A 24,897-nucleotide genomic window follows, 5' to 3' on the forward strand; every position below is an offset into this window, starting at 1 on the left:
GGGTGGATGCGTCGGCCGTGGTACACCGATGTGGTGATGGAAGGGTCGGAACACAGCACTCGGGCGTCGGGCGACGTCGTCGGCGAACTCACTCTCGAGCAGCAGGCAGCGCTCGGGGGAGGGGCGTCCTTCTGGCGGACCAAGGCCGTAGCGGGCGTATCGCCTGTGGCGATGTCCGATGGGCCACACGGCGTCCGCTTCCAGGCCGAGGCCGGTGACCACCTCGGGCTGGGGGGCAGCGTTCCGGCTACCTGCTTCCCTCCGGCCGTCGGTCTGGCGCAGAGTTGGGATCCCGAACTGGCCCGGCGCATCGGCGCGGCGCTCGCCGACGAGGCGCAGGCCGTCGGGCTTGGTGTGCTGCTCGGGCCGGGCATCAACATCAAGCGGGATCCGCGCTGCGGGCGGAACTTCGAGTACTTCAGCGAGGACCCGTACCTGTCCGGCAGGCTCGCCACCGAGTGGGTTCGCGGACTGCAGTCGGGCGGAGTCGGCGCGTCCCTCAAGCACTTCGCGGTCAACAATCAGGAACACGACCGCATGCGCACCAGCGCCGAGGTGGACCAGCGCACGCTGCGAGAGATCTACCTCCGCGCGTTCGAACGGGTCGTGCGCGACGCCGAGCCGTGGACCGTCATGTGCTCCTACAACCGGATCAACGGCGTGTATGCCTCGCAGAACCACTGGCTGCTCACCGAGGTGCTGCGCGACACGTGGGGCTTCGACGGTCTGGTGGTGAGCGACTGGGGTGCGGTGGCCGACCGAGTCGCAGCCGTCGCCGCAGGACTCGATCTGCAGATGCCGGGCGATACCGTCGCCGACGACGCCGCGGTCGTCGGCGCGGTGTCCGATGGCCGACTCGACGCATCCGCGGTCGATCGAGCAGCGCGGGCCGTTGCCCGGCTGTCGGCGCGGGTGGAGGTTGGACGGCGCGACGTCGCCGTCGATGCCGATGCGCATCACGCGCTGGCCAGGGAGGCAGCAGGGCGCAGCGTCGTCCTGCTCAAGAACGAGAACGACCTACTGCCGCTCGACAGGCGCCGATCGGTGGCGGTCATCGGCGCGTTCGCCGAAGACCCGCGCTATCAGGGCGGCGGCAGTTCGCACGTGACCCCCACGCGGGTGGACTCGCCGCTCGGGGAGATCCGCGCGGCCGTCGACGGCGAGGTGACCTTCGCCCGAGGCTTCGACACGGGCGGCGCAGCCGACGATGTTGCGTTGCGTGCCGAGGCAGTCCGCGCGGCCGCGGCCGCAGACGTCGCCGTCGTCTTCGCAGGCCTCGCCGCGAGCCAGGAGTCCGAGGGGTTCGATCGCGACGACATCGACGTGCCCGCCGATCAGCTGGCTCTCCTGGAGGAAGTGGTTGCGGCGCAACCCAACACTGTCGTGGTCGTGTCCGCCGGAGGTGTCTTGCGCCTCGCGCCGGTGCACGCGTCAGCGCGCGCCATCCTGGGTGGCGCACTGCTCGGGCAAGCGGGTGGGGGCGCGATCGCCGACGTGCTCACCGGTGCGGTGAACCCCTCGGGTCGCGTGGCCGAGACCTTCCCGCTGCGGCTTCAGGACGCACCCAGCTTTCCGCACTTCCCCGGCGAGCACTCGCGTGTGCGGTACGGGGAAGGCATCTTCGTGGGATATCGGGGCTACGACGTCCGCGAACAGGACGTGCTCTATCCGTTCGGGCATGGCCTGTCCTACACGTCGTTCGCCTATGACGGACTGGCCCTGGCAGCAGATCGCGAAGGGATCCTCGCCCGGGTCACCGTGACGAATACCGGGGATCGTGCCGGCCGAGAAGTGGTGCAGATCTACGCGTCCTTGGCCACCTCGAGGGTCAGCCGTGCGCCGCGCGAACTCGTCGGATTCGGGTCGGTCGACCTCGAACCCGGTGAGAGCACGGTCGTCTCGGTGCGAATCGAGCGCCGCGATCTCGCGTACTGGCATGACCGGTTGAACCGGTGGGTCGTCGAGGGCGGGACCTACCGCATCGACGCGGGCGCGTCGAGCCGTGACCTTCGCATGGGGGAGGACGTCGAGGTCGACGGTGACGACATGCGCCTGCCGTTCACACTCGAATCCACCCTCGGCGAGCTGATGTCGGATTCCGTTGGCGCTCAGGCTCTCGGCGAAGCGCTCGCATCGTTCGCGCCGGCAGGCGACGGTGGCGGCGAGGCGCTCGGCGTCGACATGCTGCGCATGGCTGCGTCGATTCCGATCGGCCGATTGGTCGGGAGCTTCGGTGCGGGAAGCGGCGTCGGGACCGATGAGGTTCTAGCGCTGCTGGATTCGATCAACGCACGGAACTCGGTGAGCGACTAGGCCGGCAGGGGCCCGGTCAGCTTCGCCGGCCGGCACAGCAGCGTCACCACGACGGTCAGGACGGCCGCGACGGCGAACCCCGCCTGGACGTTGATCAGGTCCGCGGTTCCGCCGAGGACGGCGGCGGCGATCGGTCGGGAGCCGACGAACCCGACGAGCCAGAGGGCCATGATGCGGCCGCGTAGTTCCTCGGGTGCGCGCTCCTGTACCACCGTGCTCAAACCGGTCATGGCCCACCCGAACCCGAGGCCAGCGAGGGCGAATCCGGCGAACGCGATCTCGGTGACGGTGCCCACCGCGAGCACCGCGGATCCGAGTGCGAGGCCGCCGAGTCCGATCGACGAGACCCACGCGGACGCGACCCGTCCTCGCATCAGCGCCAGGCTGGCCATGCCCACGGCTGCGCCGACGCCGAAGACCGCCGACAGGGTCCCGACGAGGCGGCTGTCGCCACCGAGGGCATCGGCGAGCGAGGGCGCCAGCGTGATCGACGGGTCCGAGGCGATGCCCACCGTGGCCACGGCGAGCAGCGCCAGCAGCAGCGGGCGGTCACGCCAGACGTACTTGACGGCGGCGCGCACGCGGTAGTCGGTGCCGGAGCGCCGCTTCGGCGGTGCGGGGAACCGCACGGCGACGATGAAGAGCGCGAAGACCAGGTGCAGCGCGGCCGCCGCGGCGAACGCGGCGCCCGACCCCAGGTGTGCCGCGAGATAGGCGCCCGCGGCGGGACCCACGATGCGGCCGATGGTCATCGGAATGCTGTTGAGCGCCATGGCGGTCGACAGCTCACCGCCGCGAATGATGTTCGGGACAATCGACTGCATGGCCGGACCGCCCACGACGAAACCGAGCCCCACGAGCAACGATCCGATGAGGACCGGAACGGCCACCGCGAGTCCCTGGAGCCCGGGGTCGACGAACAGCCACGCTGCCACCAACCCCGACCCGAGGACGCAGAGCACCCTGCCCAGCAGGATCTGCCGTGCCGGGTTGCCGGTGTCCGCCCACTTGCCGCTGGTGGGCGTCAGGATCAGTTGCGGTCCGAACTGGACGACACCGACCAGGCCGACCATCAGGGCCGAACGCGTCGCGTCGTAGATGACGATGGCCGCGACGATGCCGTGCGTCCACACCGCGACGACCGCGAACATCTTTCCCCAGAACAGCGCACCGAACACCGGGTCGAACATCAGTCCCAGCGCGTTTCGTGGGCGCTGGGTGGATACGGCCTCCGCGGTCACGTGGACACCGCGCACTGGTGCCGCGGACTCAGCCCGGGGGGCGGGGTGGAAAGGCACGGCACCAAATATGCATAGCACATCCATGTTTCTCGAAGCGCCTAGCGGCGAGCACGCAGCGCGGTCACTCCTCGACCCACTCGAGCAGGTCGCCGGGCTGACACTGGAGCACCCGGCACATGGCCTCCAGCGTGCTGAAGCGGATCGCCTTGGCCCGGCCGTTCTTGAGCACCGCGACGTTCGCCGGCGTCAGTCCGATCCGTTCGGCGAACTCGCCCACGCTCATCTTTCGCTTCGCCAATTCCACGTCGATGCGGACGATGACGGGCATCAGATCACCGAATCCATGTCGGTGCGCAGCGAGGTGGCCTGGCGCAGCAGGGCCCGCATGACCACCATCAGCGACCCGAGGACGGCACCGCCGGTCAGGAGCAGGAACATCAGCAGTGGCTCCCCGGGATCGGTCGCGTGGAAGCCGACGTAGAGGAACACGCCGAGGAACGTCACCCATCCGGCACCGATCGCCCAGATGATCACGTCCACCCACACCAGCGATGCCGGCGTGAAGATGCGGTCGCTCTTGACCATCGTGAGCAGCTGCCAGATGCAGACGAGCACCACCTGGACGCACAGCACCCAGAAGATGGAGACCACTGTCAGAGGCCACCGGAGGTGCGCCTGGTCCGGCGACTCCTGGGCCATGTGCGCGAACTGGCCCGGCAGCGACATGACCTGGAGCAGCAGCAGCACCGCGAACAGCACGACGAGGAAGGTCCTCAGGGCGGGGACGGCCCAGCGCTCGATTGGCATGCACCAAGAGTCGATCGATATCTATCGATTGTCAATAGGTGCGCTTTGGCCGGCTCGGCCGCGGGTCAAGTCAGTCGTCGATGCGGAAGCCGACCTTGAGCGTCACCTGAAAGTGCGCAACCGCGCCGTCGGAGATCTCACCGCGCACCGAGGCAACCTCGAACCAGTCCAGGTTCCGCGTGGTCTGAGCGGCGCGGCCGATGCCGTTGCGGATCGCGGTGTCGATGCCGTCGGGCGACGTGCCGACGATCTCGATGACGCGGTAGGTGTGCTCGCTCATCGGTTCTCCCTTCGCGGCCGTCGGGCGGCCGGACGCTGCTGTCGTGTGTCGATCGAGTCGACCACGTCCACGTCGGTCACGCCGCGGTTCTGCTCGGGTGGATTCCAGATCGTGACGTCGCCGCTAGACGTCGGAACTCTCGCGCCACAGATCGATGCCGGAATCGGATGCGTACCGGTCGATCTCGCCGAGTTCCTCCGCCGTGAAGTCCAGGTTGTCCAGCGCGCCCAGGTTCTCCTCGAGCTGTGCGACGCTCGACGCGCCGACCAGGGTGGAGGCCACCGTGGGGTCGCGCAACACCCACGCCAGGGCGAGCTGGGCCAATGACTGACCGCGGCGCTCGGCGATGCCTGCGAGTCCCCGGAGTCGTTCGAGGACCTCGTCGGTCACCAGCTCGTCGTCGAACGTGGGACGCGCCGTCGCTCGGTCGACGTCACCCGCGGGCCGTTGCAGATAGCGGTCGGTCAGCAGGCCCTGCGCCAGCGCGGTGAACGCGATGGCCCCCATGCCTGCGTTTCCGAGTTCGGCGGTCAGATCGCCCTCGATCCACCGGTTCAGCAGCGAGTACGACGGTTGGTGGATGACCAGCGGGGTGCCCAGACGACGTGCGATGGCGGCCGCCTCGGACGTCTTGGCTGCCGAGTAGGACGAAATGCCAACGTAGCGAGCCTTTCCCGCGCGCACGGCGGTGTCCAGTGCGCCGATCGTCTCCTCCAACGGCGTGACCGGGTCGATGCGGTGGGAGTAGAAGACGTCGACGTAGTCCAGACCGAGCCGGTCGAGCGAGGCATCGAGGCTCGCCAGGAGGTAGGTCCTGCCACCGAGCTGGCCATAGGGCCCCGGCCACATGTCCCAGCCGGCCTTGGTGGAGATGATCAGTTCGTTGCGGTAGGGCTTGAAGTCCCGACGCAGCATCCGGCCGAAGTTCTCCTCGGCAGAGCCATACGGTGGGCCGTAGTTGTTGGCGAGGTCGAAGTGCGTGATTCCACGATCGAACGCGTAGCGCAACACTTCTCGTTGCCCGTCGAAGGGGCGGTTGTCGCCGAAGTTGTACCAGAGCCCGAGCGATATCGCCGGGAGCAGGAGCCCGGACGTCCCGACCCGTCGGTAGGGCATCGCGTCATAGCGTTCTCGCGCCGCTACCCAGGGATCGTTGGTGAAGGGGACGTCGGAGATCGCGAGTTCGTCGGTCATCACCCCATCGTAGGGACCGCCACCCATCGGTAGTGGTCATGTCCGGGAGTCAGGCGTCGGCGGGGGTGAAGACTGCGATCGGGCGCACGGTCTTCAGCATCACGACCGGGATGCGGCGCGTCGTCGACGTCTGGTAGCCGAGGTACGGCGGGTACAGGTGGGTCATGTACGTCCAGACGGCATGACGCTCTTCGTCCTCGGGCTCGCGCCACGTTGCCTCGAACGCCTGCGTGGCGATCTGAACGCCGATGGTCTCGCTGTCCTGGATGTTCAGGTACCACTGCGGATTGTCGTCGGCGCCACCCTTGGAGGCCACGATGACGATCTCGCCGGCGACGTTGCCGTAGATCAACGGCTTGACGTGGACCCGTCCGGACTTGCGCCCCACGCACTTGATCAGGCAATGGGTGGTCAGCGCGTGGCCGCCCACGGAGCTGAGATCGAGGATGTGCCCCTGTGTGCCGCCCGATTCCAGGTAGCTCCGAAGGTGTTCATCCGCCCACTCGCCTCGGGCTGCTCGGATCGATGCGGCGTCTGCGTCGGCCATTCGTCATTCCTCCCGGCTTGGTGTCCAGCGACCTAGACCGTACGTGGCGGGGCGACGAGCGGTCAGGCGGTCTCGGTGAACGCCACGACCGGGATCGTGCGCTTGCCCGCCAGCTCCTCGTACTGGGCGTAGGACGGGATGAAGGTGGTCGCAAGGCTCCACAGCCGGTCCCGTTCGGAACCCGAGACCTCCTGGGCGATGAAGTCGCCGGTGTACCCGCCCGCGGAGATGGTGACCCGGGGGTGTGCCAGGACGTTGTAGTACCAGGACGGATGTCGCGAGCTGCCGTAGTTGGACGCGATGACGATGGCCCGTCCGCCGTCGGTGAAGTAGGTCAGGGGAGTGGTCCGTCGCTGACCCGTCTTCGCTCCGGTGCTGACGAGCAGCAGTTCGGGCGTCACCATCGCCGTCGACAGCTTGCCCTTGCTCAGGCGGAGCAACTGGCGGTCGACGCGCGGCGCCACCCGTCGGGCGAGCCAGCGGCCGGGCTTGTTGCCCGTCACCCGCGCGCCGTGGCGAAGCAGTGGCGATGCGGCCGTCGGGTCGACTTCGGGTATGCCCATCCCGCGATGCTATTTGACCGCCGACGTGGGTTGCAGCCAGGCGCTGCCCTGCTCGCGGTCGAGCACGGTCAGGCTCTTGTTCTTCAGCGCGAAGACGTACACCAGCAGGCTGACGCTGATGATCACCGTCACGTAGAAGATGAACCAGCCGATGTTGTCGCCCGACTTGGCGCCCTGGTACAGCAGCGGTGCCGTGCCGCCGAACGCCGAATTGGCAAGGGCGTAGCCCAATCCGACGCCCAACGCCCGGATCTCGGCGGGGAACAGCTCAGCTTTGACGATCGCATTGACCGACGTGTACCCGGTCAGGATCACGTACCCGACGGCGGTCAGGGCGAACGCCATCAGCGGCGACTCGGTCTGCGGGAGGTAGGTGAGCAGCACGTAGGTGTACAGCACGCCACCGATGCCGAAGAACACCAGCAGCGGCTTGCGGCCCACCCTGTCGCTGAGTAGGCCCCCGATGGGCTGCAACGACATCAGGAAGATCAGGCCCGCCAGGTTGATCCACGTACCCGTCAGCGCCTGGTCCTTGCCGAACGTCGACTTCACGATCGCCGGCGCGTTGATCGTGTACGTGTAGAACGCGACGGTGCCGCCCGCGGTGATGAGGAAGACCAGCAGCAGCGGTCGCCAGTGCGTGGTGAACAGCGCCTTGAGCGAACCGGCCGACTGGTCCTTGCCCTCGCGGATGGCCTCGAGGTGCGACTCGCTCAGGGATTCGTCCATCGAGCGACGCATCCACAACACCACCAGCGCGGAGATGCCGCCGATGAAGAAGCCGATGCGCCATCCCCAGTCGCTGACGGCGTCGACGTCGAGCACGCTGAGCGCGATGAGGAGCGTGAACTGCGCGAGGACGTGGCCACCGACCAGGGTCACGTACTGGAACGAGGAGAGGAAGCCGCGCCGGTTCGCGGTGGCCGCCTCGGACATGTAGGTCGCCGACGTGCCGTACTCGCCGCCCGTCGCGAAGCCCTGCAGCAGGCGGGCGAGGATCAGGATGACCGCCGCCCACCAGCCGATGACCTCCCTGGTGGGCATGATCGCCACGAGGAACGAACACGACGACATGATCGTGATGCTGAGCATCAGTGCGGCCTTTCGGCCACGGCGGTCGGCGTAGCGGCCGAAGAACCACGAGCCCACCGGCCGCATCAGGAAGGTGACCGCGAAGATCGCGTAGATGTACAGCGTGGAGTTCTCGTCGTCTTGGTCGAAGAACTGCGCCTCGAAGTACGTCGCGAACACGGTGTAGACGTAGACGTCGTACCACTCGACGAGGTTGCCCGCCGAACCCCTGATGGTGTTCAGGACCGCGCGCCGCGTGCTGGTCGGTGCGCGGGTGGGACCGGTCGGGACGGGTGACGTCCTATCGCTCATCCGGGCACGGTAGCCGAATCCCTGGCGCCTGCGGGGATGAACGCGCGCTGGGGTGAACCAGGTTCAGTTCTGCCTGTGCTGCTTCCAGTCGCCGATCGCGGCGAGGCGTCTGCGCTGCTGTGCGGCGGCCCCGCCGTCGAGTCCCCTGTTGCGCTGCTCGAGGTTGGTGATGACCCGTTCCCGGTGCCCCACGGGGTTGGCGTCGTCGTACTTGAACTTGGCCTCCACGCGCACGATCCGCAGCCGGACACCGCGGATGCCGGGCAGCATGCGACCGTACGGTTCGGCGTCTGGTGCCACGGCGGCGTGCCGCCCCTCCGGTTGGAAGTCCGACAGCTGGGTGGCGAGTATTCGCGCCTTGCCGTCGGGGTCGTCGACGATCGTTGGCTCGCAGACGAATTGGACGGCCGAGTAGTAGCTGGTGGGCACTCCGTCCTCGTCGGGCCCGCCGGCCTTGGCGCGCCAGTAGGTGGGAATGTACGCATAGTCGCCGATGACGGCCAGGCGCACCCTGGTGGCGGCTTGCAGGTGCGGCCACACGGGGTTGGGCCGGGCCAGATGGATCAGCAGGTCGTCGCCGTCCAGGGTGAAGTGGGTCGGAAGGAGCACCGGCGCTTCGGCGGGGTCGACGTTGTTGACCGCCAGGGTGCCGAATCTGTCGGTGGACGCCAGCCAGCTCTGCCACTCGTCGGCGTCGAAAGCGGAATCCCATGGGTGGATGAGCACGTCAGTCTCCTTGTTGGGGCGCTGCGTCGTTCGACACGAGCCTGCGGGTGATTCGGACGTCGGTACCGAGCCGGGTCAGGTGCCCGCACAGGTCGTCGTCCGCGGCCTGCAGGTCGGCATCGGTCAGCGGGGCGAGTCCGTCGAGGATGAACAGCGCGGTCGTGGTGTCGTCGCGCAGCGCGGTGCGCCGGGCCTGCCGCCAGTTCCATCGCCGGCACGTCACACCGGCGTCGTCACACCACACCACCTCGCCCGGCGCGGGACGTTCGACGACGTCGACGCCCCCGGCGGCGGTGTCGAACGGTTCGTCACCGGTCGCGCGAACCAATCGGGGCGCACCGGCATAGCGGGTGAGATCCTCCCCGCCGATCGGTATGCGGTGCAGCACCGACACGGCGTTGTAGACGTCGGTCAGCCGGTTGATCCTCGGCAACCCCGACTCGGCCCGGCGAAGCAGAGCCTCGACGCTGTTGCGGGTGCGCTGGGGCTTGGCGCCGAACGCGCGGTAGGCGTCGCGCCATGCAGCGATCTCGGGAAGCTGGTCGACCGGGGACTCGGTGAGCGCCTCGCGGGCGGCGACCTCGGCGTGGCGCAACAGTGCCTCGCTGCCCGCGTCGCCACGCCCGGGTTCGATGCCGTCGGCGGCGATCAGCACGACTCGATAGTCGGGCCGCAGCGCGAACACCGAGGCGTCGACCCACGCGCGGGTCAGCCAGTCCGCGTTCGGGTCGGGTTCAGTCATTGGCTGGCCCGCGGCCGTGGGGCGCCGACGCCGGGTTCGAACACCGTGAGCGAGAAGCGGGTTGGCGCCGTGCCTTGGTTGACGTACGCGTGGGCGACGTCGCCGGGGAAGGTCACCGCGTCTCCGAGGTTCAGGTCGATGGACTGACCGTCGACGTCGATCACCAGCGCCCCGTCGAGCACGTGCACGAGTTCCCGAGTGCCCCCGGCATGGGCTTCGCTGACATGGCTGTCGCCGACGCCGAGGGTCCAATCCCACAGCTCGACGACGTCCGGCGGCGTGGTGCCTGCCACGAGAACGCCGCGTCCGCCGAACTCTCCCGACCACAGCGCGGCGCCATCGCCTGCGCGGGTGATGGTCACCGGCGAGCGTTCGGGTGGCTCCACCAGCGCCGGCAAGCCGACGCCGAGCGCGTCGCTGAGCCGAAGCAGCGTTCCCACACTGGGATTGACCGCACCCTGCTCGACGCTGACCACCATGCGCCGGCTCACGGCAGACGCTTCGGCCAGCTGATCCAGCGTCCACCCGCGCGTCGTGCGCTCGTGTCTCACCCGTGCGCCGATGGCGGTGGCCAGCTTGGCCGCATCGTCGTCCACGAGTGCACTATAACGCACTGTTGGTGCACTGCTCGGTCGGCGGGGGCGCTCAGCCCATCGCGATGCGAATGTTCTTGATTTGCAGGAACTCGTTGAGGCCGTCGAGCCCGCCGGTACGGCCGAAGCCGCTCTGCTTGTAGCCGCCGTACGGACCCTGCGGCGCCATGTCGCTGAACGTGTTGATCCATACCGAACCGGCTTCCAGCTGCCGGGCGACGCCGTGCGCTCGCCGCAGGTCGCGGGTGTGCATGAACGCGTTCAGCCCGTAGGGGGTGTCGTTGGCGAGGCGCACGGCTTCGGCCTCGTCGGAGAATCGGATGATCGACACCACCGGTCCGAACGTCTCGAGCTGGGCCAGGTTCGACGAGTTGTCCACGTTGCCCAGCACGGTCGGCTCGACGTAGTAGCCGTGGGCGAGGTCCCCTCCGATGCGGTGCCCGCCGGTGAGCAACTCGCCGGCCCGCCCGTCTACTGCCTCGCCGACTGCGCCGAGGATGCGGTCGACGGCCGCCTGATTGATGACCGGCCCGAAGCCGACCGCCGGATCGAAGGGATCGCCGACCTTGGCTGCCTCAACCACGGCGAGGAAGCGCTCGGTGAACGCGGCGTAGACCGAGTCGTGCACCAGAAGGCGACTGGCGCACGCGCAGCTCTGACCCGACTGCATCAGCGGGCCCTGATGCGCCGACAGCATGGCTGCCGCGTCGAGGTCGGCGTCGTCGAAGACGATGTTGGCGGACTTGCCGCCGAGTTCGGCCACCACCGGTGTGAGATTGGTTGCCGCTGAACGGATCACGGTGCGGGCCGTGGCGCCTCCACCGGTGAAGTGGATCTTGCGGATTCCAGGATGGCGCACCAAGGCGTCACCGCCATTGGGGCCCGCGGGCACGACGTTGACCAGGCCGGCGGGGAGGCCTGCCTCAAGGCACAGCTCGCCGAACCGCAGGGCGGCCAATGGTGCCAGGTCCGATGGCTTGAACACCACGGCGTTGCCTGCCGCCAGGGCGGGCGCGACGCAGCTGCCCGCGACGGCGAGGGCGCCGTTCCAGGGGGCGATGACCCCGACCACGCCGTACGGTTCTCGCTCGACGAGATTGACGTCGAAGGAGCCGTGGACGGGCGTGCTCAGTCCGTGCGGCTTGTCGACGTAGCCGGCGTAGTGGCGCAGGAACCGTTCCAGGAGCAGTGCCGTGCCGGCGTAGGACACCGGGACCGCGTAGTCGTGCACGTTGAGTGCGGCGAGTTCGTCGAGGTGTTCTCCGACGACGTCGGCGAGGTCGATCAGCAGGTCGCGGCGTCGGTCGACGGTGAGCGCTACCCATTCGCGTTGCGCCCGTGCGGCTGCGGTGACGGCCAGGTCGATCTCCACCTCCGACGCCAGCGCGACGGTGGTGTTGGGTGCGCCGGTCGCGGGGTAGAGGTGTTCGTGCGTGCCCGCCGCGGTGGTCGTGATGCGGTCGCTGCCGATCAGCAGCCCCACCGGTCCCGGTGGAGCGGCGGGGCGGGTGAGCGCCGCCGCGGTCACGATGCCGCCTCGGACGTCGCCTCGTCGAGTACGCGCTGCTTCTGCACGCCGATGGCGGAGTTGAGGTGAGATGCCTTGGGCCACCCGTAGTAGGCGGCGAAGTGCAGCGCGACTTCGTCCATCTCGTCGAACGAGACGTCACCACTCTTCAGGGCGGCGTACACGTGGGATTGAATCGGCAGTTCCGCGTCCTGAAAGGCGACGCAGGCCACCGTGACGAGGCGCCGCTCCTTCATGCCGAGTCCGGGACGTAGCCACATCTCGCCGAAGACGAAGTTCAGGATGCCCGCACCGGAGTACGGGTTGTCGCGGACCGGCGCGAACGGAATGCAGTTGATCTCCTTGAACGATCGCTCGCCGCCCTGGAGGCGGAGTTCGGGGTCGCTCTCGGTGGTCAACGGCAACAACGGATCTGGCGCCGTGTCGGTCAGCCCGCGCTCGTCGAGTATGCGCGCCCACTGTGCGTCGACCACGATGTTGAAGCGCGACGCCTTCGGCCAACCCGCGTAGACCGCGAAGTGCAGCACCGTCTCCCGCATCTCGGTGATGCTCAGGTCGCCGCTGTTCAGCCCCGCGTAGACGTGTTGTTCCAGCGGCTCGTCGGCGTCGGCAGCGGCGACGCAGGCCAGCGTGACGAACCGGCGGTCGCGTCGGCTCAGGCCCGGGCGTGACCAGATCTCGGCGAACACGAAGTCGATCAACCCGTCGGCGATCGCCGGGCTGGCGTCGGAGGGAGCGTCGACCGTCATCACCTCGGCGTACTGCCGAAGGCCGGTCTCGCGGCGGTGTGCTGTGTTCATCGTTCGTCCTATCTGATGGTGACGCCGGCGTCGACCTTGAACTGAAGTCCGGTGACGTACCGCGATTCGTCCGAGACCAGGTAGAGCACCGCGTTGCTCACGTCGACGGGTTCGATCAGCGGTGTCGGGAGCGCGTTGCCGAACAGCGGTGCGAGGTCGGTTCGCGTCTCGGCGAGCAAGGTGTGGATCGTCGCGGGCGCCATGCCGGTCATGACACCGGTCGGGTGCACCGTGTTGACGCGGACGCTTTGGCTGGCAAGCTCGTTGGCCAGCGCGACGCTCATGCCGACGATCGCCTGCTTGGAGGCCGTGTACGGGATGTGCAGGGGGTTGCCCTTGATGGCTGCTGCCGAACTGATGTTGACGAGGCTGCCGCCGCCCTGCTCGAGGATGAAGGGGAGCGCGGCGACGCACGTGTTCCAGGCGCCGATCAGGTTGACGTCCAACACGAGCCGCCAATGCTGGTTGGTGGTCTCGCTCCACAACCCGGCGGTGAGGACGCCGGCGTTGGCGACGGCGGCGTCGAGACCACCGAGTTCGGTCGCGGCGTCGGCGACGGCGCGCTTCATCGCCTCCTCGTCGCGGACGTCGACCACCTTGGTGACCGCCCGGCGTCCGTGGGCGCGTACCAGGCGCGCGGTCTCCTCGAGGTCGTCGATCGACGCCAGCGGGTACTCCAGGCCCGGCAGCGATTCGCAGACGTCGATCAGTACGACGTCGGCGCCCTCCTCGGCCAGTCGGACCGCGTGGCTGCGGCCCATGCCGCGTGCCGCGCCGGTGATCACCACCCGCTTGCCGGCGACGCGGCCGTCGGAGGCGCTCACAGCTTGTTGCAGAAGCCCGCGTCGACGGGGAGGGTGACCCCGGTGACGTACTTGGCTTGGTCGGAGACCAGGTAGGCGATGGCGGCGCTGATGTCCTCGGGTTCGAGCATGCCGATCGGCATCGGATTCTGCAGGTGCGGCCCGCCGCCGTCGGGCATGTTGGCCAGGAAGTCCTGCATCTGCGGATTCATCGCCATCATCGTGTTCACCGCCGTCGGGTGCACGGTGTTTACTCGGATACTTTGGGCGGCAAGCGCATTGGCGAGCGTGCGCATCAGTCCCACGATGCCGTGCTTGGACGCGGCGTATGCCAGCCCGCCGCCCTGCAGTCCACCGAAACCCTTCAACCCGGCCGTCGAACTGGTGAAGACGATGGACCCGCCCCGTCCACCGGCGATCAGGTGGGGGATGGCGGCCTTGGCGGTGTGGAACGCCCCAACGAGGTTGACGTCGAGGACGTCGGTCCACTGCTCGAGTTCCTCCTCGATGCTCAGCTCGCGGAACGCCATCGTCGCGATGCCCGCGTTGGCCAGCACGATGTCGAGTCGCCCGAAGTGCGCGACGCCGGCGTCGAGGGCGGACTTGAGTGCGTGGTAGTCCCGGACGTCGGCGACCGAGCCGACCATCTTGCCGCCCTGGGCCTCGACCAGTGCGATGGTCTCGTCGAGTTCGTCCCGCGACGCCATCGCATAGCCGTTGGACGCGATGTCGGCGCAGATGTCGACGCCGACTATGTCGGCGCCCTCGGCAGCCAGCCGGACGGCGTGGCTACGGCCTTGACCTCGGGCCACGCCGGTGATGAACGCGACTTTGCCGTCCAGAGAACTCATCGATCCTCGCTTCATTGCGGTGGTGGTCACATCGGGTGCTGAGCCGCGACCTGGGTAACACGGTTACTGCAGGTACAGTAACCTGGTTACACGTCGACGGCAAGGGGCGGTTCCGTGGGGAAACTCGAAGCGGCAGAGGCTGGTTCACGCCAGCCAGACGGTCGGATCCTCGACATCGTCGTCGAGATGCTCGAAACCGACGGTTACGACGCCGTTGCCTTGCGCGAGGTCGCCCGCCGTGCGCGGACGTCCCTGGCGACCATCTACAAGCGGTGGGCCAACCGCGACGAACTGATCCTCGCCGCGCTGCAGGCCTGGATGACCGAGAACCGCTACTCCCGGGTGCCGCGGCCTGCGCGGGGGCCGGACGAATCGATGTCCGACGGTCTCGCCCGACTCTTCCGCGCCATCTTCGAACCGTGGGAGCAACACCCGGCGATGCTTGCCGCCTTCTATCGAGCCAGGTCCTCGCCGGGCGGCCAGGCGCTGCTGCACCAGGGCTTGGACGTCGTCGTCCCCGCAGGCATGGAAGTGCTCGCCGGCGTCGACGAGCGGTTCGTCGCCGACCTCGACGCCGTGATGTCCAGCCTGGTCTACGGCCTGCTCGGCAGGTTCACCGCCGGCGAGATCGCCATCACCGACATCGTGCCCACCCTGGAGCGTGCCGTCTACTGGATGACCAGTGGCTACGACGCGCTAGTGGCGCCGCAGGGCGAAGGAATGCGTCTCGACTCCGCCCGGCCCCCCGTAACACCCTGCCGGGAAGGATGATTCGATCGATCCCACGAGGCTGACCGCGTCCCACGTGTAGACGTCGTGGGACGGCAGGTTGTAGCCGATGCACCGGACGCCGTCGGCAACGTCGACGGTGAGCGTGTACCGGCCATCGGCGAAGAACGCCGACTGCTGGAATGCGTGGCTCTTCAGTGGTCGAGGGATGGCGCGGACGTTCATCGTCTCGGCGGCGGGGGCGATGACGGGATCCTCGAAGTAGGTGCCGCAGTCGGGGCCACCGCAGGAGTGCATCACCGACCAGATCCACGAGTGGTCGTTCCAGCGGTCGGTCAGCACCTCGTAGTTGCCGATTCGCATGTCCGCGTGGGCGATTGGAGCAGACAGGACCGAGGTCAGGATCAGCGTGGACACCGTACCCAGAATGGCGGCCCTGCTCACGACGCTTCGACGGGCGTGAACTCGATGTGCAGGTCGGTCAGCCCGCGCAGCAGGAACGTCGGCTCGTAGGCGTACTGCCGGTCATGGGCAGGCCCGTGCGCCTCGGTGCTGACGGTGATGTCGCGCATGCGGTCGAGGAGGCGGTGCACGGTGATCCGTCCTTCGACACGGGCCAGGGGAGCGCCTGCGCAGGTGTGGATGCCGCGGCCGAAGGCGATGTGCTCGCGCACGTTCCTGCGGTCCAGGCGGAACTCGTGCGGATCCTCGAACTTGGCGGGGTCGCGATTGGCGGCGCCCAGACACAGCATCAGCACCGTCCCCGCGGGGATGTGCACACCGCCCAGCGTGGTCGTCTTGCGTGCCAGTCGGAAGTCCACCTTGGTCGGGCTCTCCAACCGCAACGCCTCCTCGATGAAGGCCGGTATCGACTTCCGGTGCTCGCGGAGCTCGCCCTGCAGCTCCGGCCGGTCGCCGAGCGTCTGAACCGCAGCGCTGAGCAGTTTCGTGACGGTCTCCTGGCCGGCGGCGAACAGGAACGTGGCGGGTCGAACCACCTCGAGCAGCTCGGGCACCGATCCGTCGGGATAGGTTGCGGCAGCCATGCCGCCGAGCACGTCGTTGCGCGGATTGCGCCGCCGCTCCGCTATGTAGGCGCTGAACTTGTCGTCGAGGTACTCCAGCGGGTTGAGCCCCACCGCCGCACCGTCGAGGGCGCCGACGCGGTTGCCCTCCGGCTTCTCGGCGCCCAGCGCCCGTCGGAACTCGGCACGGTCTTCTGCGGGCACGCCGAGCAGGTCGGTGATCGCCAGGGTCGCGAAGGGTCGCGCGTACTCCGACAGGAACTCACACCGCCGATTGCCGATGAACTCGTCGAGCTGGGTGTCGACGAGCTGCCACATGAACTCCTCGTTCTCGGCGAGCCTGCGCGGCGTGAGGAGCCTGCTGAGCAGCGACCGGGCCCGTTCGTGTGCAGGCGGATCCATGACCACCATGTGCTCGTGGATCGGGAACTCGTGCCGGTGTGCCTCGATCTGGGCCGTGATGTCGTCGCCGTCGGGCTCGAACGGCAGCGGTGGGAAGGGCCCGCCGATGGCATTGACCGCAGAGAACGAGTCGGTGTCCTTGAACGCCGCCATCACCTCGGCGTAGCCGGTCACCGCAACGACCCCGTGGTGCGGCTCCCGGTAGACGGGACCGTGACTGCGCAGGTGCTCGTAGTAGTCGTAGGGGTCTTGGGCGATGGCGGCGTCGGTGAAGTAGTCCGCCGAGGCGAGATCGGTCATGCGGTGGTCCTCTCGGAGCGGTCGTGGGCTGGTGCGGGCTGGGCGGGCTCGATGGTGATCGCTCCGCGCGGGCAGGCGTTCATCGCGGCGGTTACGGCGTCCCACAGAGACTTCGACGGCCGCTCGTCGCACGTCGCGATGTCGTCGTCGGAGAGGTCGAACACCTCCGGCGCGAGGTCGATGCACAGCGCATGTCCTTCGCACAGCCGAGGGTCGACCCGAACGCGTGGCTCCGACGCCGCCATGCACACTCCTCGAAGACTGATCGATCGATCAAATGCTGCGATGGTCATGAATAGCACGCGTCCGATCAGACGGTCAAGGACCGAATCGCGTGCGCCGTATATGCTTCGCGTCAGCCGATTACGTAGGGAACGTCGACATGCCTGCCGCCAGTAAGCCCAAGGAGAAGGACGCCGGCGCGCGTCTGCGCTTGATCGAGGCAACCGCTCAGATCATGCGTGACGAGGGGTATGCCGCGGCGACGTCGCGCAGGGTCGCCGCGCTGGCTGGCGTGAAGCCGGCGTTGGTGTACTACTACTTCGACACCATGGACGATCTGTTCCTGGCCGTGCTGCGCGCAGGCGCCGAGGTGTCGCTGCAGCAGATGCGACGGGCACTGACCGACGACAACCCCTTGCGCGCACTGTGGCTCGTCAATTCCGACCCGCGCCGCACCGGGCTGAACACGGAGTTCATGGCATTGGCCAACCATCGCAAGGTGATTGGCGCCGAGCTGAAGGCTTACGCCGAGCGGGTGCGCGACATCGAGACCGCCGCGGTGACCGTTGCCCTGCGCGCTCACGGCGTGGACCTCGAGGCCTACCCGCCGATCGTGATCGCGATGCTGCTGGCCCAGATGGCCCGCAGCCTGTGCAACGAGGTCGCCATCGGCGTGACCGACGGGCACGACCAGATGTCGTCGTTCATCGAACGATTCCTGGTCCAGTACGACGCGAGCCGGTCTACTTGAGCATGCTGCCCGCGTCGACCGTCACCGGAAGTCCTGTGACATAACGCGACTCGTCGGAGGCTAGGAACAGCACGGCGTTGCTGATGTCCTCCGGCTCGACCCAGCCGACGGGGAGCACGTGCATCATCTTCGCGACGACGGCCATGTCGTCGGGACCCGGGTTCTCCAGATCGGGGCGGAACAGCCGCATCGTGCCCTCGTTCATGAACATCGGCGTGTTCACGTTGGTGGGGTGCACCGAATTTACCCGGATCGAGTGCTCGCCCAGTTCGACGGCGAACGTGCGCATGAGGCCGACCACCCCGTGCTTGGCCGCGATGTAGTGGCCCGTGTGTGGGTACGCCTTGAGGCCCCCGACCGAGCTGGTGAGGACGATCGAACCGCCTCGGCCACCCGAGATCAGATGGGGTACGCCGGCCTTGACGGTCTTCCACACCCCCGAGAGGTTGACGTCGATCATCTCCTGCCAGTCCTGCTCGCTGGTCTTGTCCAGCGTCTGCCCACCGTTGCCGATGCCTGCGTTCGCCACGATGACGTCGAGCCGTCCCAGCTGTTCGACGCCGCCATCCACGGCGGCCTTCAGGCTGTCGTAGTCGCGGACGTCGACCTCTGCGGTGACCACGCGGCGATTCAGTCCCTTGATCAGATCGGCGGTTTCGGCCAGATCGTCTGGCGTCGACGGCGGGATCACGCTCGAGTCGCTGATCGGGGCGCACACGTCGACGGCGATGATGTCGGCGCCCTCCTGAGCCAGCCGCAGCGCGTGGCTGCGCCCTTGCCCGCGCGCTGCACCCGTGATGAAGGCGACCTTGCCCTCGACCCGACCGCTCATCATGTCCTCCACTCCCGACGGCGACCGTGCGACCACGGGCACCTCGATTAAAACTGATCGACTGATCAGGAACCCTCCCAGGGTCGGGTCATGGAGTCAAGAGCTCGGTGAGGGTCGAGCTGTGGAATCGACCGCTCAGCCTGCCGGGTGCCAGCCCCGCATCGCCTCGTCCATCTGGTCGTCGTCCAGCGCCTCGACGGCCAGAGGTCTCTGGCCGTCGCCGTGTCGCATCCCGTCCAGCAGTAGCGCGACGTAACGGCGCCAGAGTTCCGGCTCGACGTGGCCGGCCCATTCGCTGACCGTGCCCGCCAGCATGCCGATGATCGGCATGTCGGTGTGCTCGACGTCGGGGCGCAGGTAGCCGTCGTGGCGGGCCCGCTCGACGAGTTTCGAGATCGGTGGACGGAGCCGGTCGCGAGCGCATTCGACGCGGTATCCGCCGTATGCCTTGCTGTAGACCATCTCGCGCAGGCCGCGGTCGGTCGCGGTCAACTCGCACAGGTGCTCGACGAACCACACGAAGCCATCCCACGAATCATCGTGCAGCAGTGCGGTTTCGGCGAGGCACACCACCTGTTCGATACCGTCCTCGAAGATCGCCTCGACCAGCTCGTCCTTGGTCGCGAAGCGCCGGTAGACGGTACCCACGCCGACGTTCGCGTGACGGGCGACGTCGTTGAGTGTCGCCTCCATGCCCTTCGCAGCGAACAGCTCACGGGCAGCTTCGAGCACGAGCTGCCGGTTGCGTTCGGCGTCCTTGCGCAGGCCGCGGCACGGTTTGTCAATCATCGCCCCCACTTTAGTGATGTGCGCGACTTACGGGCCATAACCGGATTGACTCTATCCACTTCGGGACTTAGATTGCCTATCTAGATCACCCGTCGGGGGCCGGTCTACTCAGTCCTTCGTCGAAAGGCCCGACCGTGTCTCCAACGATCGATGGCGCCCGGGCCACGGCGGGTCGCCCATGGTGATCGCCGCGGTCAAGCGCGTCTGGCTACCGGTCCTGGTCGTGGCGGCCATCGCGATCGGTGTCGTCAGCGTCGGCAATCTCCGGTCCGTCTTCGGTTCCGATGGTGCCGTCGTGACGCCGGTCGGGTCGGACACCGCGGACTCGTTCAACCCGAAGGTCGTCACCTACGAGGTGTTCGGATCCGGCAGCACCGCCGTCATCAACTACACCGACCTCGACGGGTTGCCGCAACGGACGGGCGAGGTCAGCCTGCCGTGGTCCTTGCGGCTCGAGACCACGGTCCCGTCGGTTCAGCCGAACCTCGTCGCCCAGGGCGACGGTGGCTCGATCGGCTGTCGCGTCACCGTCGACGACGAGGTCAAGGACGAAAGGATCGCCGACGGCGTGAATCCCGCAACGTACTGCTTGGTGAAGGCGGCATGACCAGCACCCTCGAAGGCAACCCGACCAATCCGATCCCACGCGTCCGGCACGCAGCCCGGCCCCCGGTGGCGCGGTTCATCCGCCTGTTCGCCGTGCCGATCGTCCTGGTGTGGATTGCGATCATCGCGTTCCTGAACACCAGCGTGCCGCAGCTCGAAGAGGTGGGGAAGCTGCGCGCAGTATCGATGAGCCCCAACGATGCACCCTCGCTCATCGCGACCAAGCGCGTCGGCGAGGTGTTTGCCGAGTACGACACCAGCAGTTCGGTGATGATCGTCCTGGAGGGCGACGATCCGCTGGGACCGGACGCCCACCTGTTCTACGACGAGATGGTGCGCGAGCTGCGCAACGACACCACCCACGTCCAGCACGTCCAGGACTTCTGGGGTGACACGCTGACCGCGGCGGGCGCCCAGAGCATGGACGGCAAGGCCGCTTACGTGCAGGTGTACATCGCAGGCGACCAGGGCGAGACGCTGGCGAACGACTCGGTGGCCAGCGTCCGCGACATCGTCGCGAGCGTCAAGGCGCCACCGGGTGTCGAGGCGTACGTAACCGGCCCTGCCGCGACGACCACGGATCAGAACGAAGTCGGCGACGCGAGCATGAAGACGATCGAGGCGCTGACGTTCGCGGTCATCACCGTCATGCTGCTGCTCGTATACCGCTCCGTGGTCACGGTATTGGTGACGCTGTCGATGGTCGTCGTGGGCTTGCTCTCGGCGCGCGGCATCGTCGCCTTCCTCGGGTACCACGACGTCTTCGGCCTCACCACCTTCGCGACGAACATGCTGGTGACCCTCGCCATCGCCGCGGCCACCGACTACGCCATCTTCCTGATCGGCCGCTACCAGGAGGCGCGCCGAGCGGGCGAAGACCGAGAGTCCGCGTACTACACCATGTTTGACGGCACCGCGCACGTGGTGCTCGCATCGGGTCTCACCATCGCGGGCGCAACGCTGTGCCTGCACTTCACCCGGCTGCCGTACTTCCAGACGATGGGCTTTCCGCTCTCGATCGGCATGACGATCGTGGTCGCGGCCGCACTCACCCTCGGGCCTGCCCTCATCTCGATCGTCACCCGCTTCGGAAAGGTACTGGAACCGAAGGGTTCCGGACGTGCCAGGGGGTGGCGTCGCATCGGCGCGGCCACCGTGCGCTGGCCCGGCGCGGTCCTCGTCATGGCCATCGTGCTCGCGCTCGTCGGGCTGCTGACGCTGCCCGGCTACCACACGACCTACGACGACCGGATCTTCCTGCCCGAGGAGGTGCCTGCGAACGTCGGCATGGCCGCCGCCGACCGCCACTTCTCCGACGCCAAGATGAACCCCGAACTCGTGATGGTGGAAGCCGATCACGACCTGCGCAACCCGGCGGACTTCCTCATCATCGACAAGATCGCCAAGGCCATGGTCCGCGTGCACGGCATCGCGCAGGTCCAGACGATCACCCGCCCGGACGGCAAGCCGATCGAGCACGCCTCGCTGGCGTACTCGGTGAGCCAGGGCGGCACAGGCCAACTCATGAACAACGACATGCAGCAGACGGTGCTTGCCAACACGCTCAAGCAGGCCGACGAGATGCAGGTGACCATCGACTCGATGACCAAGATGCAGGGCATCACGCTGCAGATGGCCGACGTCACCCGGCGGATGGCGGAGAAGTTCAGGAACACCTCGGCCGACACCAACGAGATCCGCGACCACCTCGCGGACTTCGACGACTTCTTCCGACCGATCCGCAACTACTTCTACTGGGAACCGCACTGCTACGACATCCCGGTCTGCTGGGCCATGCGGTCGATCTTCGACACGCTCGACGGCATCAACACGCTGTCTGCCGACATCCAGGACCTGGTGCCCGACATCGAGGAATTGGCTGATCTGACACCGCAATTGGCGGCATTGATGCCCGCGATGATCCAGACGATGAAGAACCAGAAGCAGATGATGCTCAACCAGTATCAGGCGCAAAAGGCACAGCAGGACCAGAACATGGCGATGCAGGACGACGCCACCGCGATGGGCAAGGCGTTCGACGCTGCGCGCAACGACGACACCTTCTACCTGCCACCCGAGGCGTTCGAGACTGCCGACTTCAAGCGCGGCATCAAGCTGTTCCTGTCGCCAGACGGTCACGCCGTGCGGTTCACCGTCTTCCACCAGGGCGACCCGTTGAGCGAGGAAGGCACGTCGCACATCGAGCCGCTGCGCATCGCGGCTGCCGACGCCATCAAGGGCACACCGCTGGAGGGGTCGACGGTGTTCGTCGGCGGTACCGCAGCGATGTACAAGGACATGCAGCAGGGCGCCGACTACGACCTGCTCATCGCCGCCGTCGCCGCGCTGATCCTCATCTTCCTCATCATGGTGATCCTGACCAGGGCGATCGCCGCGGCTGCCGTGATCGTCGGGACCGTGGTGCTGAGTCTCGGTGCGTCCTTCGGTCTCTCGGTTCTCCTGTGGCAGCACCTCATCGGCATCCCGCTGCACTGGATGGTGCTGCCGATGACGGTCATCGTGCTGCTCGCGGTCGGCGCGGACTACAACCTGCTGCTGGTGTCGCGCATGAAGGAGGAAATCCACGCCGGCTTGCACACGGGCATCATCCGGTCGATGGCAGGCACCGGGTCCGTCGTCACCTCGGCCGGTCTGGTGTTCGCCTTCACGATGGCCGCCATGGCGGTCAGTGAGATGATCGTCATCGGACAGGTCGGCACCACGATCGGTCTCGGCCTGCTGTTCGACACGCTGGTCGTGCGGTCGCTGATGACGCCGTCGCTGGCAGCTCTACTGGGTCGGTGGTTCTGGTGGCCGCGCCACGTCCGGCTGCGTCCGGTGCCGAAACCTTGGCCCCGAGGCGATGATTCGACCGTTACGAGCCCTGTGCAGCCTGCGGTCCCCTGATCGCTCCCAGCACGAGGCCGACGACGCTGTACTCGCCGCTGCTCACCATGCCCACACCGAGATCGGTGTTGCGGCAGTCGAGGATGTGGCCGTTGCCCAACGACAGCGCCTCGGAGATCGCAGACGCCGTCGGAGCCGACGTCGCCACGATCGGAGTCGGCACGCCCGGGTAACCGTTCGCGTTGAGCGCGCCCGCTCGGACGAGTTGCTGCGCGGCGGCCTCGAGTTGGGGGGAGTAGGCCAGATTGGGGCAGCCCGAGCGCTCACGCACCGACTCGACGGCTTCGGTGATTCGGTCGAGGGTCGGATCGGCGTGCGCCGCTGGCGCCAGTACGAGCCCGAACACCGCGAGGGCGCCGGCCACGACGATGGGTGTGCGGTCGAGCCTGCTCATGACGGTCGGTCTCCTTCACGCCGCGACGTTCGCTGCTCGAAGGATGGCACGTCAGGGGCTTCGCGGAAGCGGAACTCGATTAAGCGCACCGTTCACGGCGCGGCTAGTGCAGTCGGGGAGTGCGTTCCTCGCGGGTGCTGGCGTGCAGACCGACGGCGAATGCGGTCTGATCGGAGTGCACGAGGGGGTCACGTCCGGTGATCTCCTGGATGCGGGCGAGCCGGTGCCGCACCGTGTTGGTGTGCAGATACAGCGCCCTGCCGGTCTCGCTCAGCGAGCAGTTCGCGTCGAGGAAGGCGCGCAGGGTCCGGACGTGCTGGGTCCCGCGCGCCCGGTCCATCTCCGCCAGCGGGTCGATCAACTGCTGCTTGAACGGGGTCAGCTGAGCCAGCGGCAACTGCTCGAGCAGGCTCTCGAAGGTGCTCAACTGGTCAGGGCCGACGTGGCCGCCGCGGTACCGAGCGAGGTCCAGCGCGATGCGGGCCTGGGCGATGGCCGAGCCGACTTCCGTCATGGCCACCGCGGCCGAGCGACCCGACGGCAGGGATAGATCGTCGGTGACGTCGAAGGGCTGCGCCGTCAACATCAGACACAGATCCGGGGCGTCACCGATCAAGGCGTCCGGTAGTGCCATCGACAGCAGCGCACCCGCACCGGCGGGCCACGCCGAGCAGGTCACCTCGTTGGCGGTGAAACCCGGCCACTCGATCAGTTGGCTCAAGGCGTCGGGCAGCAGCATGCGCCGTTCGACCAAGGACAGCAGTTGGCCGACGCGTTCGCGGGCCAGCACGGCCTCGATGTCGCGTTCCCCCTGGGCCGCGCGCACGAAGCGTGCGATGAGGTCCAGTAGTGCGGGTTCGGGCTGCTCGCCGCGGCCCATCCACACCAGGGTGCCGAGCCCGGGCACCGCGACGGTGGCTACCTGATCGTCGTGGCCGTCCTCCTGCCCCTGCGGGACGCCGTCCGGCTCGAGCAGGAAGTAGCAGTCCAGTATTCGGCCCGCCCCGTCGAGCAGCTGTCGTGCCGAGTCATGCCGCCGCAGGGAGGAAAGCAGTTCCGGCACCAGTGCGTTGGTGGCGCGGGCCACCGCGATCTCCGCACCCAGCCACGACTCGGCGACGTAACGGCTGACGGCACTGAACGGCGCATCGGGCGAGGCCACCAAGACCGGTAACCCCAGCGTGCGGCACTCGGCCAGCAGCGCCGCCGGAACCGCGTCGTGGCGGTCGCCCACCCCGAAGCAGATGCCGGCCGCGCCCGCACGCGTCAGTGCGGCCGCGAACGCCTGGCAGTCCCGATCCGTCTGCAGGCTGATGCCCACGGTGCACACCAGCTCACCTCCGCGGAGGTACCGCGACGGGTCTTCCATCTCGGTGGTGTGCACCCAGCTGATCGGTCGGCCGAGGTCCTGGTCGAAGCCGTCGGGCACCGCGAGACCCAGGCCGGGAGCGTCGAGCAGGTCCGCCAGCGTGGGCGCGACCGGCTCGTCCGCAGGAGTGCGCTGCGGCGAGGTCACGGCCCGAGCGTAACGCCGCGGACACACGCCGGAGCGGCACCGTTGTGCAATCG

Annotated in this window: 27 protein-coding genes; 5 read left to right on the forward strand and 22 right to left on the reverse strand. The window is 67.8% G+C overall.

Annotated elements, in window-relative coordinates:
- Positions 1 to 36 precede the first annotated feature (36 nt).
- Complete coding sequence (locus LOK44_RS24530) at positions 37 to 2,313, forward strand: glycoside hydrolase family 3 C-terminal domain-containing protein (protein ID WP_237572690.1); 2,277 nt, start codon at positions 37 to 39, stop codon at positions 2,311 to 2,313.
- Here LOK44_RS24530 and LOK44_RS24535 read toward each other — a convergent pair.
- The 15 genes from LOK44_RS24535 to LOK44_RS24605 form a co-directional block, all read right to left on the reverse strand.
- Complete coding sequence (locus LOK44_RS24535; protein ID WP_237572691.1) at positions 2,310 to 3,554, reverse strand: MFS transporter; 1,245 nt, start codon at positions 3,552 to 3,554, stop codon at positions 2,310 to 2,312. The genes LOK44_RS24530 and LOK44_RS24535 overlap by 4 nt on opposite strands.
- Positions 3,555 to 3,675: 121 nt before the next feature.
- A complete protein-coding gene (locus LOK44_RS24540; protein WP_237572692.1) occupies positions 3,676 to 3,882 on the reverse strand; it encodes a helix-turn-helix domain-containing protein in 207 nt (68 codons plus the stop codon).
- Positions 3,882 to 4,361 carry a DUF2975 domain-containing protein gene (locus LOK44_RS24545; protein ID WP_237572693.1) on the reverse strand — a complete coding sequence of 160 codons (480 nt, stop codon included), beginning with the start codon at positions 4,359 to 4,361 and terminating at the stop codon, positions 3,882 to 3,884. The genes LOK44_RS24540 and LOK44_RS24545 overlap by 1 nt, the downstream gene beginning before the upstream one ends.
- A gap of 70 nt (positions 4,362 to 4,431) precedes the next feature.
- Positions 4,432 to 4,641, reverse strand: coding sequence for a dodecin (locus LOK44_RS24550; RefSeq protein WP_237572694.1), 210 nt, complete (start codon positions 4,639 to 4,641; stop codon positions 4,432 to 4,434).
- A gap of 123 nt (positions 4,642 to 4,764) precedes the next feature.
- A complete protein-coding gene (locus LOK44_RS24555) occupies positions 4,765 to 5,835 on the reverse strand; it encodes an aldo/keto reductase (RefSeq protein ID WP_237572695.1) in 1,071 nt (356 codons plus the stop codon).
- A gap of 49 nt (positions 5,836 to 5,884) precedes the next feature.
- Positions 5,885 to 6,382 carry a nitroreductase/quinone reductase family protein gene (locus tag LOK44_RS24560; protein ID WP_237572696.1) on the reverse strand — a complete coding sequence of 166 codons (498 nt, stop codon included), beginning with the start codon at positions 6,380 to 6,382 and terminating at the stop codon, positions 5,885 to 5,887.
- A 62-nt stretch (positions 6,383 to 6,444) separates the two neighbouring features.
- Positions 6,445 to 6,945: a nitroreductase/quinone reductase family protein gene (locus LOK44_RS24565; RefSeq protein ID WP_237572697.1), complete on the reverse strand. Its 501-nt coding sequence runs from the start codon at positions 6,943 to 6,945 to the stop codon at positions 6,445 to 6,447.
- 9 nt (positions 6,946 to 6,954) lie between these two features.
- Entirely contained in the window at positions 6,955 to 8,328 is a 1,374-nt protein-coding gene (locus tag LOK44_RS24570; protein WP_237572698.1) for an MFS transporter, read from the reverse strand.
- Positions 8,329 to 8,391: 63 nt separating this feature from the next.
- The gene (locus LOK44_RS24575) at positions 8,392 to 9,054 is read right to left on the reverse strand and encodes an FMN-binding negative transcriptional regulator (protein ID WP_237572699.1); all 663 of its coding nucleotides are present in this window, start codon (positions 9,052 to 9,054) and stop codon (positions 8,392 to 8,394) included.
- A gap of 1 nt (position 9,055) precedes the next feature.
- On the reverse strand, positions 9,056 to 9,796 hold the full coding sequence (locus LOK44_RS24580) for a B3/B4 domain-containing protein (protein ID WP_237572700.1): 741 nt from the start codon (positions 9,794 to 9,796) through the stop codon (positions 9,056 to 9,058).
- On the reverse strand, positions 9,793 to 10,392 hold the full coding sequence (locus LOK44_RS24585; protein ID WP_237572701.1) for a helix-turn-helix domain-containing protein: 600 nt from the start codon (positions 10,390 to 10,392) through the stop codon (positions 9,793 to 9,795). The genes LOK44_RS24580 and LOK44_RS24585 overlap by 4 nt, the downstream gene beginning before the upstream one ends.
- 49 nt (positions 10,393 to 10,441) lie before the next feature.
- Positions 10,442 to 11,917, reverse strand: coding sequence for an aldehyde dehydrogenase family protein (locus LOK44_RS24590; protein ID WP_237572702.1), 1,476 nt, complete (start codon positions 11,915 to 11,917; stop codon positions 10,442 to 10,444).
- Positions 11,914 to 12,717, reverse strand: coding sequence for a carboxymuconolactone decarboxylase family protein (locus tag LOK44_RS24595; protein WP_237572703.1), 804 nt, complete (start codon positions 12,715 to 12,717; stop codon positions 11,914 to 11,916). Before LOK44_RS24595 ends, LOK44_RS24590 begins: the two co-directional genes overlap by 4 nt.
- A gap of 8 nt (positions 12,718 to 12,725) precedes the next feature.
- Complete coding sequence (locus tag LOK44_RS24600; RefSeq protein ID WP_308192788.1) at positions 12,726 to 13,541, reverse strand: mycofactocin-coupled SDR family oxidoreductase; 816 nt, start codon at positions 13,539 to 13,541, stop codon at positions 12,726 to 12,728.
- Entirely contained in the window at positions 13,538 to 14,371 is an 834-nt protein-coding gene (locus tag LOK44_RS24605; protein WP_237572704.1) for a mycofactocin-coupled SDR family oxidoreductase, read from the reverse strand. The genes LOK44_RS24600 and LOK44_RS24605 overlap by 4 nt, the downstream gene beginning before the upstream one ends.
- A gap of 114 nt (positions 14,372 to 14,485) precedes the next feature.
- Between LOK44_RS24605 and LOK44_RS24610 the strand changes: the two genes are divergently transcribed.
- A complete protein-coding gene (locus LOK44_RS24610; protein WP_308192789.1) occupies positions 14,486 to 15,142 on the forward strand; it encodes a TetR/AcrR family transcriptional regulator in 657 nt (218 codons plus the stop codon).
- Here LOK44_RS24610 and LOK44_RS24615 read toward each other — a convergent pair.
- From LOK44_RS24615 to LOK44_RS24625, 3 genes are read right to left on the reverse strand one after another with little or no spacing between them, the layout of a single operon-like run.
- A complete protein-coding gene (locus LOK44_RS24615) occupies positions 15,068 to 15,517 on the reverse strand; it encodes a hypothetical protein (protein ID WP_237572705.1) in 450 nt (149 codons plus the stop codon). The two genes, LOK44_RS24610 and LOK44_RS24615, sit on opposite strands and share 75 nt — an antisense overlap.
- A 23-nt stretch (positions 15,518 to 15,540) precedes the next feature.
- Positions 15,541 to 16,827: a cytochrome P450 gene (locus tag LOK44_RS24620; RefSeq protein WP_237572706.1), complete on the reverse strand. Its 1,287-nt coding sequence runs from the start codon at positions 16,825 to 16,827 to the stop codon at positions 15,541 to 15,543.
- On the reverse strand, positions 16,824 to 17,072 hold the full coding sequence (locus LOK44_RS24625; RefSeq protein ID WP_237572707.1) for a ferredoxin: 249 nt from the start codon (positions 17,070 to 17,072) through the stop codon (positions 16,824 to 16,826). Before LOK44_RS24625 ends, LOK44_RS24620 begins: the two co-directional genes overlap by 4 nt.
- 137 nt (positions 17,073 to 17,209) lie before the next feature.
- Between LOK44_RS24625 and LOK44_RS24630 the strand changes: the two genes are divergently transcribed.
- Complete coding sequence (locus LOK44_RS24630; RefSeq protein ID WP_237572708.1) at positions 17,210 to 17,800, forward strand: TetR/AcrR family transcriptional regulator; 591 nt, start codon at positions 17,210 to 17,212, stop codon at positions 17,798 to 17,800.
- Here LOK44_RS24630 and LOK44_RS24635 read toward each other — a convergent pair.
- The gene (locus LOK44_RS24635) at positions 17,793 to 18,632 is read right to left on the reverse strand and encodes a mycofactocin-coupled SDR family oxidoreductase (protein WP_237572709.1); all 840 of its coding nucleotides are present in this window, start codon (positions 18,630 to 18,632) and stop codon (positions 17,793 to 17,795) included. The genes LOK44_RS24630 and LOK44_RS24635 overlap by 8 nt on opposite strands.
- A 135-nt stretch (positions 18,633 to 18,767) precedes the next feature.
- The gene (locus LOK44_RS24640) at positions 18,768 to 19,421 is read right to left on the reverse strand and encodes a TetR/AcrR family transcriptional regulator (protein ID WP_237572710.1); all 654 of its coding nucleotides are present in this window, start codon (positions 19,419 to 19,421) and stop codon (positions 18,768 to 18,770) included.
- Between the two features lie 181 nt (positions 19,422 to 19,602).
- Here LOK44_RS24640 and LOK44_RS24645 point away from each other — a divergent pair, with 181 nt between their 5' ends.
- Both LOK44_RS24645 and LOK44_RS24650 read left to right on the forward strand, forming a co-directional pair.
- The gene (locus LOK44_RS24645; protein WP_237572810.1) at positions 19,603 to 20,028 is read left to right on the forward strand and encodes an MmpS family transport accessory protein; all 426 of its coding nucleotides are present in this window, start codon (positions 19,603 to 19,605) and stop codon (positions 20,026 to 20,028) included.
- Positions 20,025 to 22,934 carry an MMPL/RND family transporter gene (locus LOK44_RS24650; protein ID WP_237572711.1) on the forward strand — a complete coding sequence of 970 codons (2,910 nt, stop codon included), beginning with the start codon at positions 20,025 to 20,027 and terminating at the stop codon, positions 22,932 to 22,934. Before LOK44_RS24645 ends, LOK44_RS24650 begins: the two co-directional genes overlap by 4 nt.
- On the opposite strand, the gene LOK44_RS24655 is transcribed toward LOK44_RS24650, so the two are convergent.
- Together LOK44_RS24655 and LOK44_RS24660 are read right to left on the reverse strand one after the other, a co-directional pair.
- Positions 22,903 to 23,328, reverse strand: a complete 426-nt coding sequence (locus LOK44_RS24655; protein ID WP_237572712.1) for a CAP domain-containing protein — start codon at positions 23,326 to 23,328, stop codon at positions 22,903 to 22,905. The genes LOK44_RS24650 and LOK44_RS24655 overlap by 32 nt on opposite strands.
- A 103-nt stretch (positions 23,329 to 23,431) precedes the next feature.
- A complete protein-coding gene (locus tag LOK44_RS24660) occupies positions 23,432 to 24,844 on the reverse strand; it encodes a PucR family transcriptional regulator (protein ID WP_237572713.1) in 1,413 nt (470 codons plus the stop codon).
- Between the last annotated feature and the right edge of the window lie 53 nt (positions 24,845 to 24,897).

The organism is Mycolicibacterium lacusdiani (assembly GCF_021916785.1).
GTDB classification, from domain to species: Bacteria; Actinomycetota; Actinomycetes; order Mycobacteriales; family Mycobacteriaceae; genus Mycobacterium; species Mycobacterium lacusdiani.

Coding starts and splice junctions, on each gene's coding strand:
- LOK44_RS24530 (WP_237572690.1), top strand. CDS start 37: ATGGAAGGGTCGGAACACAGCACTCGGGCGTCGGGCGACGTCGTCGGC.
- LOK44_RS24540 (WP_237572692.1), bottom strand. CDS start 3,882: ATGCCCGTCATCGTCCGCATCGACGTGGAATTGGCGAAGCGAAAGATG.
- LOK44_RS24545 (WP_237572693.1), bottom strand. CDS start 4,361: ATGCCAATCGAGCGCTGGGCCGTCCCCGCCCTGAGGACCTTCCTCGTC.
- LOK44_RS24550 (WP_237572694.1), bottom strand. CDS start 4,641: ATGAGCGAGCACACCTACCGCGTCATCGAGATCGTCGGCACGTCGCCC.
- LOK44_RS24555 (WP_237572695.1), bottom strand. CDS start 5,835: ATGACCGACGAACTCGCGATCTCCGACGTCCCCTTCACCAACGATCCC.
- LOK44_RS24560 (WP_237572696.1), bottom strand. CDS start 6,382: ATGGCCGACGCAGACGCCGCATCGATCCGAGCAGCCCGAGGCGAGTGG.
- LOK44_RS24565 (WP_237572697.1), bottom strand. CDS start 6,945: ATGGGCATACCCGAAGTCGACCCGACGGCCGCATCGCCACTGCTTCGC.
- LOK44_RS24570 (WP_237572698.1), bottom strand. CDS start 8,328: ATGAGCGATAGGACGTCACCCGTCCCGACCGGTCCCACCCGCGCACCG.
- LOK44_RS24580 (WP_237572700.1), bottom strand. CDS start 9,796: ATGACTGAACCCGACCCGAACGCGGACTGGCTGACCCGCGCGTGGGTC.
- LOK44_RS24595 (WP_237572703.1), bottom strand. CDS start 12,717: ATGAACACAGCACACCGCCGCGAGACCGGCCTTCGGCAGTACGCCGAG.
- LOK44_RS24605 (WP_237572704.1), bottom strand. CDS start 14,371: ATGAGTTCTCTGGACGGCAAAGTCGCGTTCATCACCGGCGTGGCCCGA.
- LOK44_RS24620 (WP_237572706.1), bottom strand. CDS start 16,827: ATGACCGATCTCGCCTCGGCGGACTACTTCACCGACGCCGCCATCGCC.
- LOK44_RS24625 (WP_237572707.1), bottom strand. CDS start 17,072: ATGGCGGCGTCGGAGCCACGCGTTCGGGTCGACCCTCGGCTGTGCGAA.
- LOK44_RS24630 (WP_237572708.1), top strand. CDS start 17,210: ATGCCTGCCGCCAGTAAGCCCAAGGAGAAGGACGCCGGCGCGCGTCTG.
- LOK44_RS24635 (WP_237572709.1), bottom strand. CDS start 18,632: ATGAGCGGTCGGGTCGAGGGCAAGGTCGCCTTCATCACGGGTGCAGCG.
- LOK44_RS24640 (WP_237572710.1), bottom strand. CDS start 19,421: ATGATTGACAAACCGTGCCGCGGCCTGCGCAAGGACGCCGAACGCAAC.
- LOK44_RS24650 (WP_237572711.1), top strand. CDS start 20,025: ATGACCAGCACCCTCGAAGGCAACCCGACCAATCCGATCCCACGCGTC.
- LOK44_RS24655 (WP_237572712.1), bottom strand. CDS start 23,328: ATGAGCAGGCTCGACCGCACACCCATCGTCGTGGCCGGCGCCCTCGCG.